Origin of the sequence: Microcoleus sp. B3-D2, assembly GCF_036705345.1 — a bacterium.
Taxonomy (GTDB): Bacteria; Cyanobacteriota; Cyanobacteriia; order Cyanobacteriales; family Microcoleaceae; genus Microcoleus.
Genome location: NZ_JAUBUG010000010.1, coordinates 14,991 through 35,214, shown reverse-complemented (window position 1 = coordinate 35,214; position 20,224 = coordinate 14,991). Strand labels below are relative to the sequence as shown.

Annotated in this window: 9 protein-coding genes; 6 read left to right on the top strand and 3 right to left on the bottom strand. The window is 47.1% G+C overall.

The features are described 5' to 3' along the window. Positions 1 to 275 precede the first annotated feature (275 nt). The gene (rpiA, locus tag QUB14_RS05910) at positions 276 to 992 is read right to left on the bottom strand and encodes a ribose-5-phosphate isomerase RpiA (RefSeq protein WP_333215838.1); all 717 of its coding nucleotides are present in this window, start codon (positions 990 to 992) and stop codon (positions 276 to 278) included. Between the two features lie 215 nt (positions 993 to 1,207). On the opposite strand from rpiA, the gene QUB14_RS05905 reads away from it, so the two are divergent. Next, positions 1,208 to 5,659 carry a tetratricopeptide repeat protein gene (locus QUB14_RS05905; protein WP_333215836.1) on the top strand — a complete coding sequence of 1,484 codons (4,452 nt, stop codon included), beginning with the start codon at positions 1,208 to 1,210 and terminating at the stop codon, positions 5,657 to 5,659. 436 nt (positions 5,660 to 6,095) lie between these two features. On the opposite strand, the gene QUB14_RS05900 is transcribed toward QUB14_RS05905, so the two are convergent. Next, entirely contained in the window at positions 6,096 to 10,046 is a 3,951-nt protein-coding gene (locus QUB14_RS05900) for a PAS domain S-box protein (RefSeq protein ID WP_333215834.1), read from the bottom strand. A gap of 296 nt (positions 10,047 to 10,342) precedes the next feature. On the opposite strand from QUB14_RS05900, the gene QUB14_RS05895 reads away from it, so the two are divergent. Together QUB14_RS05895 and QUB14_RS05890 are read left to right on the top strand one after the other, a co-directional pair. Beyond that, a complete protein-coding gene (locus QUB14_RS05895; protein WP_333215832.1) occupies positions 10,343 to 10,537 on the top strand; it encodes a hypothetical protein in 195 nt (64 codons plus the stop codon). Between the two features lie 147 nt (positions 10,538 to 10,684). After that, positions 10,685 to 11,272, top strand: coding sequence for a cytochrome b (locus QUB14_RS05890; protein WP_333215831.1), 588 nt, complete (start codon positions 10,685 to 10,687; stop codon positions 11,270 to 11,272). A gap of 15 nt (positions 11,273 to 11,287) precedes the next feature. Here QUB14_RS05890 and QUB14_RS05885 read toward each other — a convergent pair whose 3' ends face one another. After that, on the bottom strand, positions 11,288 to 14,869 hold the full coding sequence (locus tag QUB14_RS05885) for an alpha-mannosidase (protein ID WP_333215829.1): 3,582 nt from the start codon (positions 14,867 to 14,869) through the stop codon (positions 11,288 to 11,290). A 182-nt stretch (positions 14,870 to 15,051) separates the two neighbouring features. Between QUB14_RS05885 and QUB14_RS05880 the strand changes: the two genes are divergently transcribed. The 3 genes from QUB14_RS05880 (at position 15,052) to QUB14_RS05870 (ending at position 20,045) form a co-directional block, all read left to right on the top strand. Then, positions 15,052 to 17,025 carry a hypothetical protein gene (locus tag QUB14_RS05880; protein ID WP_333215827.1) on the top strand — a complete coding sequence of 658 codons (1,974 nt, stop codon included), beginning with the start codon at positions 15,052 to 15,054 and terminating at the stop codon, positions 17,023 to 17,025. A gap of 78 nt (positions 17,026 to 17,103) precedes the next feature. Next, positions 17,104 to 17,220 (top strand): photosystem II reaction center protein I, encoded by a 117-nt coding sequence (locus QUB14_RS05875; RefSeq protein ID WP_039887172.1) that lies wholly within the window; start codon positions 17,104 to 17,106, stop codon positions 17,218 to 17,220. A 293-nt stretch (positions 17,221 to 17,513) separates the two neighbouring features. Continuing rightward, the gene (locus QUB14_RS05870; RefSeq protein ID WP_333215825.1) at positions 17,514 to 20,045 is read left to right on the top strand and encodes a DUF3769 domain-containing protein; all 2,532 of its coding nucleotides are present in this window, start codon (positions 17,514 to 17,516) and stop codon (positions 20,043 to 20,045) included. Positions 20,046 to 20,224 lie beyond the last annotated feature (179 nt).

Sequence of the window (20,224 nt, the reverse complement as noted above, 5' to 3'; positions counted from 1 at the left end):
TTTTAGGAGGGAGATTTATAAACCACCCTAAAAATATTCCTCCGTCATACAGGAGTTTAAACCCCTGAGTTTTGACAATCAAAGTCAAGGTAAGCCCAAGTGCATTTAAATTGTATAGTCAAATTTAAGAAAAGTCTTGTGGGGTGGGCGTCTCGCCCGCCCTAAAAATACAATTTAGATGCCCAACAACTTAACTCGCATATTGTCGCATTCTCCTGAACAGGCAAGATGCCTGTTCCACAAAGAGTTTTTGACCACCACTGGGGCAGTTTTGACTATTTAGAAATCTCCCGTACTACTGGTTTTCCGTCTTGGATTTCCCCGACTAAAACCAAATCTGTACAGTCTACAAACAAACCATTTTCTAACACACCGGGAATGTTATTCAAGCTTTTTTCCATTTCTCCCGGGTTGGGAATGTCATCAAATTTGACATCAATTACCATATTACCTTGATCGGTAATTACTGGTCCTGCTTTTTTCACACCCATGCGGAGTTCTGGTTTGCCACCCAATTTTTCAATGGCGCGCATCACTGGTGTTAATGCCATCGGTATAACTTCGATGGGCACGCGAAAAGTCGAACCCAATTTATCTACGATTTTGGAACTGTCAACTACTACAATAAACTGAGTTGCGAGGTAATCGACTACTTTTTCGCGGGTGTGGGCCGCGCCGCCACCTTTAATTAAGTTGAGGTGGGGATCTACTTCATCAGCGCCGTCAATAGCAACATCAATTCTGTCAATTTCATCTAGTGTTGTCAGCGGTACTCCGTACTGTTTGGCTAACACTTCTGATTGAAAAGATGTCGGCACTCCCTTGATATCTTTGAGTTCACCTGATTTTATGCGATCGCCCAATGCTTGAATAGTATAAGCTGTAGTTGACCCCGTGCCGAGTCCGACAATCATACCAGATTGTACGCGATCGGCAGCAGCAAAGCCGACTTGCTGTTTCATCAATTTTACGGGATCTTGTTCTGTGGTCATTTTCGGTACTCCTCAATAGTTTTAAGATTATACCATTTATTATGGATTTATTTAACCGCAGAGAGCGCAGAGAACGCAGAGAGGAAGAAGAAGAAGAGAGGGAACTCGCAAATTATTTCAAGTGGGAACTTCTCTCTTTCTTCTCTGCGCCCTCTGCGCCCTCTGTGGTTAAATTAAAAAAAATCTAGTTCACAAATCGGCGGATAATTGCCATAATGAAAATCGGATTTATCGATACCTACACTTGGGATTACAACATTGAAACTCCTTACCGCGAACCTTTGGGCGGCACTCAGTCGGCTATTTGTTACTTAGCTGAAGCATTGGCTGCACAGGGAAACGAGGTATTTTTGCTCAACAATACTTCCGAGTCTGGGATTTCGCGCGGCGTTGATTGCAGGCGCAGGGTGGGGGACAAATCTAATTTAGAATTGCTGCGATCGCTCGATTTTTTAGTTATAGTCAATATAGTCGGCAAAGCGCTGGAAATCAAGCCGCTTTTGGGCGATCGCACTCAATTAATTTTGTGGATTCATAACGAACCGGGCTTTGTATTCCTCGAAAATTTTAAGAATGATCAAGAAATCAATGCTTGCGATGCCTTTGTATTTGTCAGCGACTGGCAGCGCCAGCAATTTCAGCAGCGCTTTGGGATTGACTCCAATCGCAGTTGTGTTTTAAGAAATGCGATCGCACCTTGTTTTGCTAATATTTTCCCCGATAATATTCCTATCCTCTCTCATAAATCTCGACCGCCCATTCTAGCTTACACCAGCACTCCATTTCGCGGACTCGATATTTTGTTAAAAGTCTTTCCCGAAATTCGTCAAGCTGTCCCGGGAACCAGATTAAAAGTATTTTCAAGCATGAAAGTACACCAAATAGACGACAATGATAACAAGCTTTTTTTCGGTCAACTTTACCGCGAGTGTCAGGAAACAGAAGGCGTCGAGTACGTCGGTTCCGTACCGCAACCCGAACTCGTCCGGCAACTGCGTTCAGTCGCGGTTTTAGCTTACCCGAATACCTATTTAGAAACCTCATCTATTGCCGTGATGGAGGCAATGGCCAGCGGTTGCCGGATTGTGACGAGTGAATTGGCAGCTTTGCCGGAAACAACTGCTGGATTTGCCCGTCTAGTTTCAATGTCAGGGGTGGAAAATTTTGCATCGATAACTAATTGGAAGCGGGCGGGTAAGCCAGATTGGGAGGGATATACAAGGCGGTTTTTAGAGGCGATAGTCGGAGTTTTAAATGAGGGTACGGGTGCGGGCGGCGCAACTGCTGAAAATCATCTGAGGCAGCAGGTAGAATATATAAATCGAGGGTGTACTTGGTCTGTGCGGGCCCGAGAGTGGGTAGAATGGTTGAATATTATTAGTGTAAAAACTGTAAGAGTGGCAGAGCAAATGATAACGGAGTCGTTGGTGGATTCAGAAGCAGCTCAAGCATATTTTGTAAAGGGAAATCGGCTGAAAGATGCAGGTAATCTCGGTGGCGCTATCGAGAATTATCAGAAAGCTTTAGAGTTAAATCCAGGAGATGCGGAAGTTCATAAAAAGTTGGCGGAAGTTTATGTTTTGCAAGGAGAATTTGAAAAGGCGATCGCCTCTTGCAATCTCGCGATTAAATTCAAACCTGATTTTGCTGCAGCTTACTTGACAAAGGGCAATGCCCAGCACGCTCAAGGCACACTGGAAATGGCAATTCAAGCTTACTTGCAAGCTTTAGAAATTCAGCCAGAATTTGCCGAAGCCAGCGCGAATCTCGGCAGTATGTATTATAAGTTAGGGCAATTGGAACAGGCGGGAAATTATTACCAAAAAGCTCTGGCAATTAATCCTCAATTATCTTCGGTCAATCTGATGTTGGGCAGCGTTTTGCAGCAGCAAGGAAAGTTAGATGCAGCAATTAGTTGCTATCAAAAAGTGCTGCAACAGCAACCGGGAGATGCCAGCGCTGCTGAAAAACTATCGAGTTTGCTCGCACAAAAACAGCGGGAAACTACCGACAGCAACTTTATCGAATTAGAAACAGAATCAGGGGAATCGCAACCAGTATCTGTCAACAAAGATGAAGGCTACGGCTTGCAGCCTTCGAGCATCAATTTGCCGCCAGCGCCCACCACTGAAACTTTAAATACACCCTTTACAAACCCTGCCGAACTTTCCGAACAAGTTACCTCGCTCAATGTTCCAGATAGCGGACAAGTTGCCAATTTTCAAGAAGTAGAACCCTACAAAAAACTCGCAGAAAAGTTTTTAGTTGAAGGTAAAATTAAAGAGGCGATCGCAGCTTGTCAGCAAGCGATAAAAATCCGACCGGATTTCATCCACGCTTACGTCACTTTAGGCAATGCTTTGCAAGCAGAAGGCAAAAATGAAGCTGCGATTCGATCGTATTCTCAAGCCCTAGAATTGCAGCCAAACTTTGCGGAAGTGCGGGCCAATATTGGCAGTATGTATTTCAAAATGGGGCGTTTGGAAGAAGCGATCGCCCATTACCAGCAAGCCATTGCCCTCCGCCCCGATTTAGCGGGAGCTCACTGGAATTTAGGGAAAGTATATCAGCAACACGGCAACATTGAAGCAGCGATCGCCTGTTTTAAAAGAACATCCGAACTCAACCCGCAGCTAGTCGGTGCAGACTTCCACTTTAACTTAGGTAATCGACTTTTCAGCCAAGGAAAGCGCGACGAAGCCATCGAATGCTACGAAAAAGCGATCGCCATTAAACCGGACTGGGCTGAAGCTTACGGTAACATCGGCAGCGTGCGATCGCAACAAGGCAATCTCGACGCCGCCATCGCTTACTATCAGAAAGCTGTAGCTTTAAAGCCGCACTTAGAAGTTTTGCACTTCAATATAGCCAACTCTTTTCTACAGCAAAACAAGTACGACGAAGCAATTACTAATTACCGAAATACTCTGAAAATCAAGCCCGACTGGCCGGAAGTTCACGCTAACCTCGGCAATTGTTTTTCGATGCAGGGGCGGCTGGAAGAAGCTTTAGCCAGCTATCAGCAAGCCCTGGCATTAAAACCGGAGTGGGCAGAGGTTTACTGCCGCATGGGACACATTCAGAAACAAGATAAGCCGTTGGAGGCGATCGCCAATTTTGAAAAAGCGATTCAATGCAACCCCAAATATAGCGAAGCCTACCAACAATTGTGCGACTTGCTAAGCCATTCCACCAACCTCGCCGGAGCCCGCAGCGTAGCCGACAAATACTGCGAAAACTGCGGCGAAAGTGCCCTAGTCATGTCAGCTACAGCCTATGTCTTTTCCTACCTACAATCAGGTGTCAGCAAACAGGCAATTCAGAAACTAGAAGAAATCGAAAACCTCTGCTACGAAAAGATCGAAAGTTTTAGCGTAATGGAACTAAAACTCCTCTACGAAATTTTCCTGTTTGCAGTTTCTCACCTGCGAGACAATCGCGAAAAAAATGCCAGTTTCTACAGGCTCATTGCCAAAGAATACTACCAAAAAGCCGTCCCGCAGCGCCAGCAAGTTAACAGAAGCAACCTAGCCAATTACCGAACAAAAGAACAGCGTCATTTAAAAATCGGCTTCCTTTCCAAACACTTCCGCCGCCACTCAGTAGGCTGGTGCAGCGAAGCTTTAATTCGCGAATTAAGCCACATCACCCCCCACGTTCACCTTTACGTCACCGGGAAACTCCACCGAGATGAGGTTACGCAGCGGTTTGAAGACATGGCGGGCAAGTTTTACTGGCCTAAAAAATATCCAAACGGCTTTGCTGATGGCGGTGAAATCTTCGCCGAAGTAGCCCAAGACAACTTGGATGTTTTGATAGACTTAGACTCGATGACAGTCCCAACAAATGTCGAAGTGCTGTATCAATATCCTGCGGGGATTTGCGTGTCTTGGCTGGGATTCGACGCCCCCTACATTTCAGATAATCACTACTTTCTCTGCGACGAACACACTCATCCCCCTGGTGTGGAAAAAAATTACTTAGAACAGTTAGTAAGATTGCCTGTTTGTTCCGTAGCAATTGGCGCACTGCAAAGCATTCCTGTGAATCGAGAGGCGATTAGAAATGCTCTCGGAATTGGTTTAGAGCAAATGACTTATCTGTGCGTTGCCCCCGGGAGAAAAACCAATCCCGAAATGGTACGAGCTCAAGTTACAATTCTTAAGGAAGTACCAGAGAGTGTGTTAATCCGCAAAGGTCAAGGCGACCCGGATGTTATTCACAGCACTTACCGCCAAGAATGCGAAATTCAGGGAGTAGATTTTGGTCGGATTAAGTTTATAGGGCAAACCAGAAGTGAAGAAGAACACCGCGCTATTTATTATGTAGCCGACGTGCTTTTAGATTCGTATCCTTACAACGGCGGGACTCACAACTTAGAGGCTTTGTGGGCGAATTTGCCAGTGGTAACTCGATCCGGCGACCAATATCTTTCGCGCATGGGTTACGCTTTTCTCAAAAGTGCAAATCTTGATGTTGGTGCAGCGTGGACTTGGGAGGAATATACGCAGTGGGGAGTTAAGTTTGGCCGCGATGCTGGTTTTAGAAATGCGGTGAAAGAGCATTTAGTAAAATCTAAACAGCCAGAACATCTCGCACCTTTGTGGAATCCTAAAAAGTTGGCTGAGGATATGTATGAGGTGTTTGAAAAACTGTTAGCTAAATAGGTGGGGCATTGGGCATTGGGCATTGGGCATTGGGCATTGGGCATTGGGCATTGGCATAGCAACCCCTCATCATTTGTGAACTCCTTTCCTACTCTCTTCTCTTCCTCTGTGCCCTCTGCGCCCTCTGCGGTTCAATAAAAAAAGAGATATCAGGTAGAGAAAAACGATTTCTGGATATTTTTACCCAACGCCCAGTAAAGTTTTGTAAAAAAATCCGTGGAAATGCGTAAAAATTCCGCGCCGAGTCTGATAGATAAATAGCTGATTCATAGTACGGCGATCGCACTAACTTTATGCCAGTTAGGGCGATCGCTTTTTTTGTGGTGCAAGTTTGAAAAAACAATGCAACTGTAGACAAGCTCCAAACGACCAGCTTCATCAGTCATTCCCAATTCTAAAATCTAAAATCTAAAATCTAAAATAACCTGACTACTGACTAATCACTAATCGCCACTCGATCGCGCCCGCCAGACTTAGCTCCATAAAGCGCCTTATCAGCAGCTTCAATCAGCATTTTCGGCGAGTTTTGACCTTCAGAAATCGTCGCCACCCCCATGCTGAGAGTCACCCAATCGCTGACAACAGACTTAATGTGGGGAATTGCTAAGGCTTTGACGCGGCTGCGGATTCCCTCAGCAACAGCCTGTGCAGCCACGATATCCGTATTTGGCAAAATTACCGCAAATTCCTCGCCGCCGTACCTAGCAGCCAAATAGAGGCGTTCTGGGGGTGCGCTTGTGCAAGCGTCCCCGATCGCCCGCGCCACTTGCTGCAAACAAGCATCCCCGGCTTGGTGGCCGTAATTGTCGTTGTAAAGTTTAAAACAGTCAATGTCGCACATAATCAAAGATAGCGGTTCCAAAGAGCTCGACTGCTCCCATTCTCGGTTGATCACCTCGTCAAAACGGCGGCGGTTAGCTAGTTGAGTCAGACTGTCCAAATTCGCCAACCCGTCCAGTCGCTGGTTGGCAGCAGCTAGCTGCTGGTAAAGTAAAGATTGTTCGATCGCGATCGCAACTTGAGTACCCAACTGACTCAGCAAATCCACGTCAAACTGCTGCCACTGGCGGGGTGCCGAACAGTGGTGGGCAATCAGCAAACCCCACAACTTCGGCACTTGACAAGAACCGTTACCTTCCCTAGGTTCTATTCCCTGCTGGACAATCGGCACCACCAAATTTGCCTTCACCTGACAAGTCTCCAAAAAATTAACGTGACACTCGCTCAAATTAGAAGTGTGAATATCCTCTATGGCGCGAATGCGGCCCTTTAAATACTGTCCGATGTAAGTAGTGGCAAAACAGCAATCATCAATTGCCATCCCCTTCAGTGGCATCCATCCTTCTCCAACCGACTCTACCACCACATTTCCGTTCCAGTCGGGTCGGAAGCGGAAAACCAGCACGCGATCGGTTGCCAAAAACTCCCGCACTTCCGCTACTGTAGTGTTGAGAATATCTTGTAGATCCAGAGAAGAGCGAATGCGCGATTGAATCTGTGCGATCAAGCGTTCCCGTTCTATTTGTTGCCGCAGCGCGACTTGGGCTTGCTTACTTTTAGTAATGTCCCGACCTTCGGGCAGCAGCAATACTATTTTGCCAGTTTCATCCGCGACCGGTTTGAGAGAAAAATCAATAATTGCCGTCCGATTTACACCTTGAACTTCCACTTCATAGCGGACAAATTCACCTTTTGCCGATCGAGAAATTGCCTCTTGCAACTGTTCCTGAACTTCCTCAGAATCTCCCCACCAAGGCAACAGCCAAAACGGTTTATTTGCCACATCCCGCAGCTTAATTCCCGCGAAATCCAGAGAAGTTTGGTTAGCTTCCAGCAGAGTGCCGTCCGGTTTCAACAAGCTCACAAATTGGAAAGAAGAATCAAAAATTGCCCGAAAGCGCCTTTGAGAATCTCCCAACATTGCCGTCACCTTTTCGCGAGAGGTAATATCGCGGAACCGCCACACCCTGCCAATAATATTTTGTCCGACTCGAATTGGCTGCGTGTAGCGCTCAAAAGTGCGGCCGTCTTTAAATTCTAGAATATCGCAACCTTCCGACTCCGCATCGCTATAAAATTCTTTAACTCTCTGCAAAAAAGCTTTCGGATCTTTGACTTGCTTAGTGAGGAACGCCAGCCGCACCGTTCTATCCATTGAGTTTCTAACTTCTTCATAAATCCCCCACATTTGAACTAACTTTTCGTTATAACTAATCATTTCTCCGGCGGTAGTAACCGCGAGAATGCCGTCGGCCGTTGCTTCTAAGGTAGCGTGCAGCAAAGACCGCGATCGCTCTAATTCTGCTGCGGTCAATTTGCGTTCCGTGAGGTCTCGGACTGCTTTCACCTGTACTAAACGACCTTCCCACAATACGAATTTGCTGCGAACGTCAGCAGGAAAAGCAGTTCCATCTCGCCTGAGAAAAATAGTTTCACAGACTGTATTGCTGGCTGCAGAAATCATTTGTGGCGCCTGTTTGTATGATTTCGGCGACAGTAGTTCCAGCAAGCTCATTCCCGCCATTTCCGCAGGTTCGTAACCGAAAAGTTCGGCAAAATTATTGCTGACGCTCAAAATTGTGTCGCGGTCAGCCACGGCAACTGCTTCAAAATAAGCTTCGCATTCGAGCAACCGCGCTGCTGAGTGGCTGCTGCCATTTTCCCCGGAAGAGCTGTTGTTAATTAGCTGTTGCAGTTGCGTATTTGCCGAGTACAAAGCGGTCATGGCTTGCCTGTACATAGCAGTACGTTTCTCGACTTTTTCTGCGAGGCGATCGCGATATTGTCGCAGTTCTTTTTCGACTTTAATTAAATCAGTAATATCTACTGCAAAGACGATTACACCAGCGACTTTACCTGTTTCATCCCGGTAAGGTATTTTATCTGTCCGCACCCAGCATTTTTGACCGGAGGCTGTTGGTAGCAATTCGACTTGGCCTTGTTTGGGAAGGCCAGAATGGATCACTTCCAAATCTTCTAAATAATATTGTTCTGCTTCGTCTGGATAGATTTCATAAAAAGATTTACCTTCTAATTGAGCTGCGGGCACACCTCTCGATGCAGCGGCGGCTTGATTAATTCGCAGCAGGCGACTTTCGGTATCTTTGAGCCAAATCATCGCAGGTACGGAATCAAAAATAATTTGCTGTTCTTGTTGCTGCAGGCGTAGTTCTGCTTCTGCTTGTTTTCTTTTAATTATTTCTTGTTGCAGTTTTTGGTTAGCTTTTTTGAGTTCAGCCGTGCGTCTTTCTACTCTTTCCTCTAGTTGATCGTAGTATTTTGTCAGCAAGTTTTGCTGCTGTTCGTGCCGCAGTGCTTCTAATTTTAACTTTTCGCTAGCTGACAAACTTGAGGATACAAAGTCTGCTAATATTTGGGTAAATTCGTGTTCTTCTTCCGTCCAATCCCCGTCGGAACCCTGGCGTTCGGCGCTGACTATTCCCGCCATTTGACCTGCTAGCACAATCGGTACGTTTAACAAGGAAGTCGTGCCCCGATCGAGCAAATAAAGACCGACAAGTTCTCGGGTTCTGGGGTCATTTTCTGCCGCCACAGTAGCGATCGCACTTTCAGATTTTAAAGCTTGAAAATATGCCGGACAGTCGGATGCTGTGATGATTATTTGTACGGAATGGAGTTTAGTATTTTGTTCGTAAAGGTCGATGCAGTGAAGCTGCGTTGTGTCTTCGCCATACAGCCAAATACTAGCTCGATCGCAGTTGACAATACTGACAGCCGTTTCTGTTACTTCGCGGATGAAGTCTTCTATATTGTTGCGTTCTTTAAGTTGACTTTTGGCTAATTTTGCGATCGCTAAAGTTGGACTGCGCCAATTTGCTCTCGCGTTGAGCAACGTGGGTGACTGCGAAGCAGCCTTAATTTCTTCGCAAACTAACAGTACAGCCGGCCGTTGGAAATTGGCAATTGAGCGACCATTGGTATTTTCCTCTATTTTCCAATCTACCGCCGGCATTGCGCGCGCGGTTGCTTTTACCCTAATAATCCTGCCGTCTTTGCAAGTCAAGCAGCCCTCCCAACAGGCAATTTTTGGAGTTGGCGTACCGTTTTCCGGCTGGGCCAATCCGGCAAATTCTGCCTGCATTTTGCCTTGCTCTTGGCAGTAAAATATGTTAAAAATTGAATGACAAATTAATTCCTGCGGTTTGTAGGCAAGGCGAGACGCGCCGAATTGATTTAGCGAAAAAACTCTTCCCAAAGCGTCGAGAACGAAGTAAATGCCCGGAAAATTCTCATAGAGAGTTCCATACCAATCTTGTTCGACTTGGTGGCTGCACGAAAGTTTGGCTGTCGCGAACTCGCCGTCGGTGTCGAGCAAGTGAGAATAGTTGGTTTCGGGGTTGCTTGAATGACTTTTTTTAGCAAACACTTTTAGCTTAACTCGACTGTAATTAATTTTACTTTCTGGAATTTAACTTTTTTGTGAAACTAAATTAAACCTGTTGTTTGAAAAAAGTTACAAGTTGTAACAAAAATACCACTTGTCCAGCCTCCTGGTTTTCGCTTCCCCATCCAACCACTGTGTTTGTTTCTAGTTGGTACACGGTCTGCAGACGCTATTTCCCGCTAGTTGCAATGCCAGCAGGTTTAGCTGCAATTACCCAGTCTGTACTTTTAGCATCCTAGACAATAAAAAAAACCGATAATCACTGGTTTTAAGTATATATGATAACACTCAAATACCTAGTATTGGAACTGACCTACTTCGGATTCGGTTTGGGATATTTGCCGGGGCGGCGGATGAACCGGGTGGCGGTTGCAATTATCGGGTCAGCTTTTGCGGTGGCTTTGGGGATACTCGACCTGAAAACTGCTTGGGAGGCGCTCGACCCCAATACCAGCGTTTTGTGTTGGGAATGACGATCGTGAATACAGTTAATTTGACAGCTTAATAAATATTTGCAATAATTAAGTTAAGTAAATCTTATAATGCCCAATCGCTCACGGGCTTTAGTCCTAGAGTTTATACTTAATCTTGTCCAGCAAACGCTAAGGAGGTAAGGAAGAGTGAGCACCCAACCCGCTGCGAAACCCAGACTTAATTCTGCGTTCAAACAACTGATGTCTCTACACTGGGCGATGTCAGCTTGCTATTTAGTGGTGTTTATTACCGGTACTTCTATGGCTCGATTGCCAGGAGAATTGTTTATTCGAGGCTTCCTTTACGATTTTCACAAATCCGTAGGAGTGCTGACAATGGCTTTACTGACTTGGCGGATTTTAACTCTGCTGCGGGTATGGTGGAAAAAATATACGAAACGCCTGCCAAAGTTTACAAAGGAATGGTACAAAAATTTTGCTCTGCACGCAACTTTGTACGTTTTTATGTGGCTAGTTCCCGTTGCTGGTTTCTTGCTTTCTAACTCTTACAAAAGTAACAATGTGAAATTTTTCGGAATTGTTTTGCCGGATATGTTTCCGCAGAATTCCGCAATGGTTGATCTGGGAAGGAGTTTGCATTTTTGGCTGGCGTACACATTTTTAGCGTTCGTAATTTTGCATATTATAGATCAGAAGAAAGTTGTGAGAGCTAATTGGCGCAGGTTGGCAAATTTTGTTCGCACTAAGTTCGCAAAGTCTCAAAAGGTTGGATAAATTTGCGATGAGGTACTATATCTCAATTGGTATTGATAAATTTACTGCAAAACTCGCTATTTTCCAGGGTGATATTCTGAAACTGCTGCCGCCCTCTGACTTCTGAGGCAAATTTATGGGTTGTTCTAATAAATCGACAGGTTGACTAATCGCCAAACCCAAATCGCTCTTTAATTCCAACTTCGCCTCTTCACCGTGACATTCGTAACACCGCAAAATCCACACATTAGAATCATCTTCCGATTGTTTGAATGCCATCAGCACTAAATTTTCGGCGGACAAATCTAAAAACTTGCCAACTGCGGGCAGAGTCTTGTGGCCATTTTCCTCTAACTTGGGTAACACCTTTACTAGCAGTGGTAAATTCAACTCGTAACCCTGTCGAACAGTACCTGCATCCTGCCAATTTCCGCTGTGGGGATAGACTGCACAAGTAAATTCGGAAACTCCTACATCTGCTTGTTCATCCGGCCAAGTCGAACCCCGAAGCAAAGTCAGCCGAATTTGATTTGGTTGAAGGTCGCAACCGTATTTGCAATCGTTGAGCAAACTCACTCCAAAACCATCATTGCTGATATCAGTCCACCGCAAAATCGGCACTTCCCATTTGGCTTTTTCGGCGGGCGTTTGCGGCTTGGTTGTGCGCTGAATCGCACCTGCGGGAATTTCGCAAGTTGCAAAATCTGCTTCTACATTTAATCCAAAGGCTGCTTTTACTAAAACGTGCTTTTCTTGCCAATCTGCCACTGTCTTGATTTTCAGCAGCGGCGAACCTATTTCTACTATATAATCTTGGCAAAACTCCGATTTGCCAATTTGTCGGACTACGCGCAAACTCTGCCGTATTTCTCCCTGTGCTATCCAGGAAATATCTTTCAGTGTCGGCGCTGGTAGTTGATGTTTTTCATAATTTGGATCGATGTTCCAAGCATCCCAATATTGGCCGCTGTCTTGAAATGCTTGCAGTTGATTGCCCCCTGCTGCATTCAGGACTTCTCGGTTATTTACTTTATCCCAAATGCTGGATAAATCCCCAGTTTTGTCGTCTACTGTTGCCCGAATAAATTCATTTTCTAATACCATTTCTGCAGCTACAAAAGGCGTTTCTTGACTAACTGTGTTTTTTTGTGCTATACCGTATGTAAGTTTTGATAACTCTGTCTTTTTTTCTGTTTCTGGACTCGCGGACGCATTATCCACAGTTTGAGCGTCTTCGCGACACAGCCAAAACACCTGGTAGCCAACGGCGGGGAGATTATTTGCCCAGAATAATAGTGTTGATTGCGATTGCGCTCGATCGCCTCTGACAATCTGCGAAGCCAATCGCCGTCGGGAAAAATCGTAAATTTGCCAAGCTGAGTCAGCGGAATCCGGAAGCGGTACGGCGACAACCTCAGAGCGCGACCAATTGAGGGTATTGAAAATCAAAATCGGTTGAGCGTCGGGCTGCGGAGGCGAAGGGAGAGAAATTTGAGCCGAGATTGCATCCAAAGATTTTATCAGGATTTCGCGACAAGTGCGATCGACCCCGACCCATCCTAGATTAGCATCCGCATAAACTTGGGCGATCGCAGAACCGGGCAAAATATCGTGAAACTGGTTAAACAAAATTTGTTTCCAAGCAGATTCTAATTCGGATTTCGGATAAACCGCACCAGTACAAATCGTTGCCAGGGAAGACAGCAACTCCGCTTGGTAGAGCAATTCTTCGCAGCGGCGGTTTTGGCGTTTTTGGTCGGCGCGAGTCGTGTAGCAGCCTCGGTGGAATTCTAAATAAAGTTCGTCTTTCCAAACAGGGAGAGTGGGGGGAATAGTTTTGAGTTGTGAGATGGAAGGATTTGCATCCGAAATTGCCGACCTCTTTGAAAATTCTAGCGCCTGTAAATTCTCCTGGTTGTCCGATTCTGGAACATAGCTTTCGGACTTAGTTGCCGCAACTTCCGGCAAAAACTGACTCTCAATCAAAGACAAATAATCAACCGCTTTCGCAAACTCCAACTTCGGGAAAAAAGGCGACATTTTCCAGCGTTTCGCCACCTCCAACATATCACGAGTCGGGCCACCGCCGTGGTCGCCAACTCCAGGCAACCAAAGAGCATCTTGCAAACCAGTCTTAACTTGCCAGTCAAAAGCATAACTTGCCATTTTCACAGATTCTATACTTTCGCCAATTGGAGGAGACATCATGCTAAATATTTTAGTACCGTCCAACCCTTCCCACCAAAATGCACCGTGGGGAAATTCCGTTGTATCATTCCACCGCAACTTTTGCGTCACAAAATAGTCAACTCCGCCTTGCCGCAAAATCTGAGGTAATTGCCACCCAAAACCGAAAGTATCCGGTAGCCAAGCTACCCGCATCAATTCCCCAAATTTTTCTTTTGCATAACGCTGTCCGTAAAAAACTTGCCGCACCATTGATTCAGCGGAAATCAAGTTTAAATCCGGTTCTACCCACATCCCGCCGACAACTTCCCAGCAACCCGCCGCCACCTGTTTTTTAATCGCTGCAAATAAGTCCGGCCGATGTTCTTCCATCCAAGCATAAAGTGCGGGAGTTGAATGACAGAAAATTAAATCGGGAAACTCCGATTGCAATTTCAATACCGACTCAAAAGTTCGCTGTGCCGCTTCCCAAGTTTCCGGGACAGGCCACAGCCAAGCTAAGTCTAAATGAGCGTGACCGACCAAATAGATTTTACTTGTATATATAGATGCCAGCTCACCATTTTCTCCTATATATATAGATGTAGAATTGCTATTTTCTCCTACCTCCGAAACCTCATCTCTTCTTCCTCCCTCTGCGCCCTCTGCGTCCTCTGCGGTTCCCTCATCTAAATCCCCCGAAAAAGCCCGCAGATATCCCAGTAAATTGTGCCGCAAAACAGACAGCGAGCGATCGAACTTTTCGCGATCGCGCACCGCCGACCAATCAATTAAATCCATCGCCAAATCAATCTCAGATTTCAGCGTTTCCCCCTTGACAAACCTGGGGCGATTTGCTATTGTTTCAGTGGAGAGGTATTGGGAATTTACATTTTCTAAATTTTGAGTTAGCGAATTTTGCAAAATCTCTAATTCGGCAGCCACAAAACCCGGATCGAAACAAGAAGAGTCAGCAGCTTCGTACAAACAAATCGATCGCACTAAAGCACCGTTATCGTGACCCGGACTTACCAACCGCAAAATAACTAAAAATTCATCTCCGGGATTGGCCGACGAACTCAACAAAACTCGATCGGCAAAATCAAATAAATCTCCCTGTCCGACTAACTCGCCGTTCACAAAAATTTGAGCATCTTCTGCCCACCAAGTCAAGCCCAGCAGCAACCGCAAACCAACCACAGGATAGCCGTGCAAATTGTCAGGAATTACAAATTGCTGGCCCAAATACAAAACTTGCTTCCCAGACGGCCAAGCAATATGTCCTTTGCCGTTAAGTTCAGCAACAGGGCTGTTACAAATATTTACCGAAGAGACAGCCGAGTCAGAATCGCAGTACCTCCAACCAGACTGAACCTCCACTTGACTGAGGCGGCGCAACTTCTCGACAGTGGCAGAAATATTGTTGCTAGCAGGTGACACAGAAGCGCTCATATTTCGCTAAAATAGGAATTGTGTATTAATCAAAAATCGGATTGAACCGCCCCGACGCAAAGGACGCGAAGAAATAAAGGTTTCAGAGGGTTTGAAGCTGCGATTAAGATCTGGCTTTGATTTTACAGCAATATTCAGCAATTCCGGCGCGAATCAAAAATCTGAATTCAATAATTAAACTTATGTCGAACGGTTACTACGGCCCATACCAAAGCCGACTATTAAATTTTATATCGAAACAGTCCCGCCAAGTCGCTGACAATTGCGATCGAACTTGGCGTCAAATTAAAGAAGCAACTCTCACCGCCACCCAAATCCTGCTTTATCCAGCTTATTTGCTGGTGCAAAGTTCCCGACTACTAGGCCGACAGTTGCGGGAATCAAGTCAAAAAGTAGATTTACCGGAACTGCAAGAATTTGTGGGGGACGAAAATCCCGATGGGCAACAAAATTGGTATCAGGGGGAAACTTCCGACGAAAGTTCGATCGCCGAAATTTTGAACCTCGCCGAAAATTTACTAAACTCGTCGCAAACCGCGAAAACTTTAGCCACCTTCCCGCTGTTAATTAATCAGGGAAATACTGCTAACAATTTACATCCGGCAATCAATTTTAGCGGACAAATCACAAAGCATCAAACCACTTCCGTCTTAGAACTCCCGCTTGCTAAAACTGGATTAAAACCGCAACCGAAAGTTGAGGGAATTGCCAGTTTTATCCCAGCCCGCACTTTAGTATTGGTCGGAAAAGAAAATCAGATTTTAGATATTTTGACACCCCAACAGCAGGAACTGCTCGAAGGTCGCATAACTTGGGAAGTAGCAAACTGCGGGCCCGAACGGCGGGAAATTACCCAAAAAGAATTAAAATTTAATCTCGGTTTGGAGTCGGCGGCCAAAAAAGCTCAGTTGCCGCCGGTGCGTCGTTTTTGGGAATTGATGGCATGGCTTCAGACGAGTCCGGTTGCCCTCAAAAGAAATCAGTTTGGAGAATCAATCCTCGCAGTTAAAAAATCGATCGACCGCAATTCAATCCTAGTCCAAAAAGCCCGCGCCCAGATCGAAGCAAAAACCGCACAGCACTCGATTGCTGCATCAAATTCGATCGACCGCAATACCCCAAAACTAGAAACTAATTTTAACAGCAAGTTCGATCATCGACCCGCTAGTCCTCTCTCCTTTGTTACATTACTCGATCGCGCCGCCGTCAACCTGGAAGAATTTACCCTACCGCCATCGGTAAAAACAATCGCCGCACCGACAGAAAACCCCGGAGTAAAAATTGACACATCCGGCACCGAAACCAATTTAGATTTTTCCGCCCGCGACATCCTGGAAAAATACGCTCGAAACATCGAACAAGTCATTTGGTCGTCAGTAGACCACCTTTTGGGCAAAGAAACGGCTGCCAGCGATAATACGGAGAAGTCAGTCGCAATTCAGTATTATTTGAAACAGCGACAAGAACAAGAAAACACGCAAAAAAGCCCAGAGGTCGATCGACCGTGGCTGAACTGGCAAGACTTATTCGGGGAAGCAGCACCGCAGCATTTAACCGACGGAAGTTCCGAACCCCATGCAGCAGCACAAAGCAGCGCCAAAGTCAAGGAGAAAATAGCAGAATTAGGAGAATTGGCAGAAGGTCGATCGACCGCAGTCTCAATATCCCCTTACCCCGAAGCACTTCACAGCCTGCTGGGGCAGCTAAAACAGAGCTTGCTGGCAAAAAGCTCAAAAAGCCAACCCCAAACAGCATCTGATTTATCTGATTTAGCAGTTACTCAAAAAAATAGCTCTGCACTCGCAGCAGAATCAACCCCAGGGCGCGCGCCGGAAACCCAAGTGCCAAAAAACACAAACCCGAACACCGCACAAAACAACCAATCGCCAGCAGCAATCACCGCGCAAACTAGCAGATACACCGCCGCAACCCCCGCCGCAGCCGAACCAAAAAATCCCAGTGCAGGCGTCCCATCCGAGGGAGACTACTTAGAAACAAAAGCAGAATCGATGGGATACATTAAGCACCCGCTAGAACAAGTGCTCGAATGGCTCGATCGAGTTATGCTGCGGCTAGAAAACATCGCCGAGCAACTGTGGAATTGGGCAAAAATCAACTTGCCAAAAATCCTCAAAAGCAAAGATAAAATTGACTAATCTTTAGCTTATGATAAAAAAGTTGCTGCAACAGCAGCAAATCAGCTCAGTATTATGCCATCTTTGGAGACTCCCACAGTGCTAACCCTCAAAATCGTAGTTAATGTAGTTGTTTTATTTTTTGTTTCCCTGTTCATATTTGGATTTTTGTCCAATGACCCAGCCCGGAACCCCAACCGCAGAGACATGGAATAAACAAGTTATCCCGGCCGCTTGCTGGGGGCGCGTCACCGCAGCCCCTGCAACAGCCGACAAACCCGCAAAAATTAGTTGAACAAAACTTGACCTCGCACCAGCAGCGAGGTTATCTTGTGGCGGAAGCAAGTTCTGAAAGCAGCCATATTCTGGCGCGCCAAAGCCACTGCAAATTTTAGATGTCAGATTAATGTCTAAACAGTTGCCTTTTAGATGCAAAAATTTTTAATAATTTGCACCCTATAAAATCTAAAATCTAAAATCTAAAATCGGATGACTTACCTGTTGTAACTATGCCCTATCCGGTACCGCCGCCAGAACCTCCTGGCATCATCTACATCGCAAAGCCAAAAAAAGTCGCCCTCACTGTCGCGGCCGCCGATGGAGACACCCGCAGCAACCCCACAGAAATACCGGAACCAAGCCCAGATATTGTTGAGCCAGAACCCACACCAGCCCCAGCAGAACCAGCAGCCACACTCCTCGGCACTACCCCAGCCACCGACCAGCCTCCAGAAATCGCCGACCCCCTAGCAGCAGTGGAAAGCGGCGAGGCAGTGGTGGGATTTCAGCGTCGGCCTCCTGTGGGAGAACCCGAAAGTGCGGAAACTCCGAAAGATTCCTCGTTTACTGCTTACCAATTGGGTTCGGTAGAAAATGCGCTTGCCATTCGCAATCGAAAACGAACCGCAGAGGCGCAGAAACAACAGGAGAGGAATGTTGTCGGAAAGCAGGAAAGTTGGTATCAGGCCCAAGGCCGGCAGTTAGAAGATAACTCTCCCGTACCTGCGGAGATTCCCGTTCCAGAAGCCGCGCCAGAACCAGCACCAAGCGGGCAACAGCAGTTCGACATTCCCACACCGGGAACTGCCCCCGCACCCAGAACACCCGCGGCGCCGACACCGAAGCCTAAACCAGCCGCGCCGCCGGGAGTCCGCACCGCCCCTTCTCAGCGGACGGTGCCTTTTCCGGTGACTCCGGCCGATACTATTGAAGTTAAGGCCGACAGCCAAGAATTCGACGACAAGCAGCAAATTGTGACGGCGGTTGGTAATGTCGTTGTGCGGTTCCGGCAAACTGTGATTGATGCCGATCGAGCGATCGTCAACTTAGTCACCCGCCAAGTGGTAGCCTCCGGCAATGTCGCCTATACCCGCGGCCAACAAGTAGTGCGCGGCCAGCGGATGGAGTTCAATCTCGGCCTCAACAGCGGCGCAGTCGAACAAGCCAGCGGCGAAATATTCCTGCCCGCAGCAGGTAGCGAATTGACGCCCACACTGCCGACAGATATTAGTGCTGGCACGATTCTCGAACAGCCGCTGAGCGATCGAATTACCAGCCAGCAGCCCGTGCGCGGCGTCAAATCCCCCGGAGCTGCTACAGTGACTATCGGTGGCGGTGGACAGCTAGCAGCCCCCCAAGTGGTCGGCGCGGTCAACCGCGTCCGCTTTGAAGCAGAACGCATCGAACTGCTGCCAGACGGCGCGAGGGTAGCAACCAACATTCGGATTACTAACGACCCGTTTTCCCCGCCGGAATTTGAATACAGGGCCCGGACGGCGACGATTAGAAGGATTTCGCCCACGGCAGAGGAATTGGTCACAACTAAACCCCGCTTGGTGTTCGACAACCGGGTGAAAATACCCGTGTATCCCCGCAGGCAAGTGTTTGACAGCCGGCAGCAGAGCGGCCCGTGTTTGACTTTTGGTTACGACGGGGGCGAAAGAGGCGGTTTGTATGCCGAGTGCGGTTTTGAGGTGTTGCAAAACGGGCCGGTGCGGCTGACTCTGACGCCGCAAATTTACCTTCAGCGGATTGTGGCAGAGCACGGTGGCAATCCGTTTTTTCCCGACAGCTACGGGCTCAGAGCGAGGTTGGGCGCCTCTCTGGGCCCGCGCACCAGGCTCGACGGATCGGCAATATTTCTGAGTTTTGAAAATTTCCCGAACTTGCCGGAAGACAGCTTTCGGGGCAATTTGCGCCTGCGACAGTCGATCGGCACTCACTCTCTGGCAGCAGAATACAGTTATCGCGATCGGCTGTTTAACGGTTCTCTGGGCTATCAAACCGTGCAGAGCAGCCTCGGGGCAGTGCTCACTTCCCCAGTCATCCAACTCGGAGGCACTGGCATCAATCTCAGCTACCAAGCTGGATATCAATTTATCAATGCTGACACCGATCGACCAGACTTGCTCGAACCAGTGCGGGAAAACAACCGCGTCGATCTGGGGCGTTCCCAAGTTAGCTTCGCCTTGAGCCGCGGCTTCAACCTGTGGGAGGGCGAACCGCTGCCCCGCACTCCCACCCAGGGTTTGAGGTATACGCGGACGCCGGTGGTTCCTTTCTTGCAACTGGCCTTGGGACTCCGGGGAGTTGGCACTTATTACAGCAGCGGCGATCGACAAAATTCCCTCGCTGGCAGCGTCGGCATTCAAGGGCAGTTCGGTCATTTCTCCCGCCCTTTCCTCGATTACACTGGGTTTAACGTGACTTATACCCAGGTGGGGCGCGACGGTATCTCGCCGTTTTTATTCGATCGCTTAGTAGATTTGAGAGTCCTGTCTTTTGGGCTTGTCCAGCAAGTTTACGGAGGCTTTCGAGTCGGATTTCAAAGTGCTATTAATTTAGAAAGCGGGGAAACAATCAGTACGAATTACACTTTAGAATACAGTCGTCGCAGCTACGCAATCATTTTGCGTTTTAATCCTGAGCGTCAAGTTGGCAGCCTGACTTTTAGAATTAGCGACTTCAACTGGAATGGGACTCCCCAACCTTTTTCCGGGGACGCGCGAACTGTAGAAGGAGGCGTGCGTTTATCCGATTAATTCAATTGGCTAATTGGGCATTTGTCATTGGGCATGGGGAATTGGTAATGGGGAAGTGATAATAGGTAATAGGTAATGGGGAATTGGTAATTGGGTAATTGGAACCAAAAGACAACAGTCAACAGATAACAGATAACAGTCAACAGTCAACAGTCAACAGACAACAGTCAACAGACAAC

Excerpts from the sequence above, each read along its gene's own strand:
- rpiA (WP_333215838.1), bottom strand. The coding sequence starts at position 992 with ATGACCACAGAACAAGATCCCGTAAAATTGATGAAACAGCAAGTCGGC.
- QUB14_RS05905 (WP_333215836.1), top strand. The coding sequence starts at position 1,208 with ATGAAAATCGGATTTATCGATACCTACACTTGGGATTACAACATTGAA.
- QUB14_RS05895 (WP_333215832.1), top strand. The coding sequence starts at position 10,343 with ATGATAACACTCAAATACCTAGTATTGGAACTGACCTACTTCGGATTC.
- QUB14_RS05885 (WP_333215829.1), bottom strand. The coding sequence starts at position 14,869 with ATGAGCGCTTCTGTGTCACCTGCTAGCAACAATATTTCTGCCACTGTC.
- QUB14_RS05880 (WP_333215827.1), top strand. The coding sequence starts at position 15,052 with ATGTCGAACGGTTACTACGGCCCATACCAAAGCCGACTATTAAATTTT.
- QUB14_RS05870 (WP_333215825.1), top strand. The coding sequence starts at position 17,514 with ATGCCCTATCCGGTACCGCCGCCAGAACCTCCTGGCATCATCTACATC.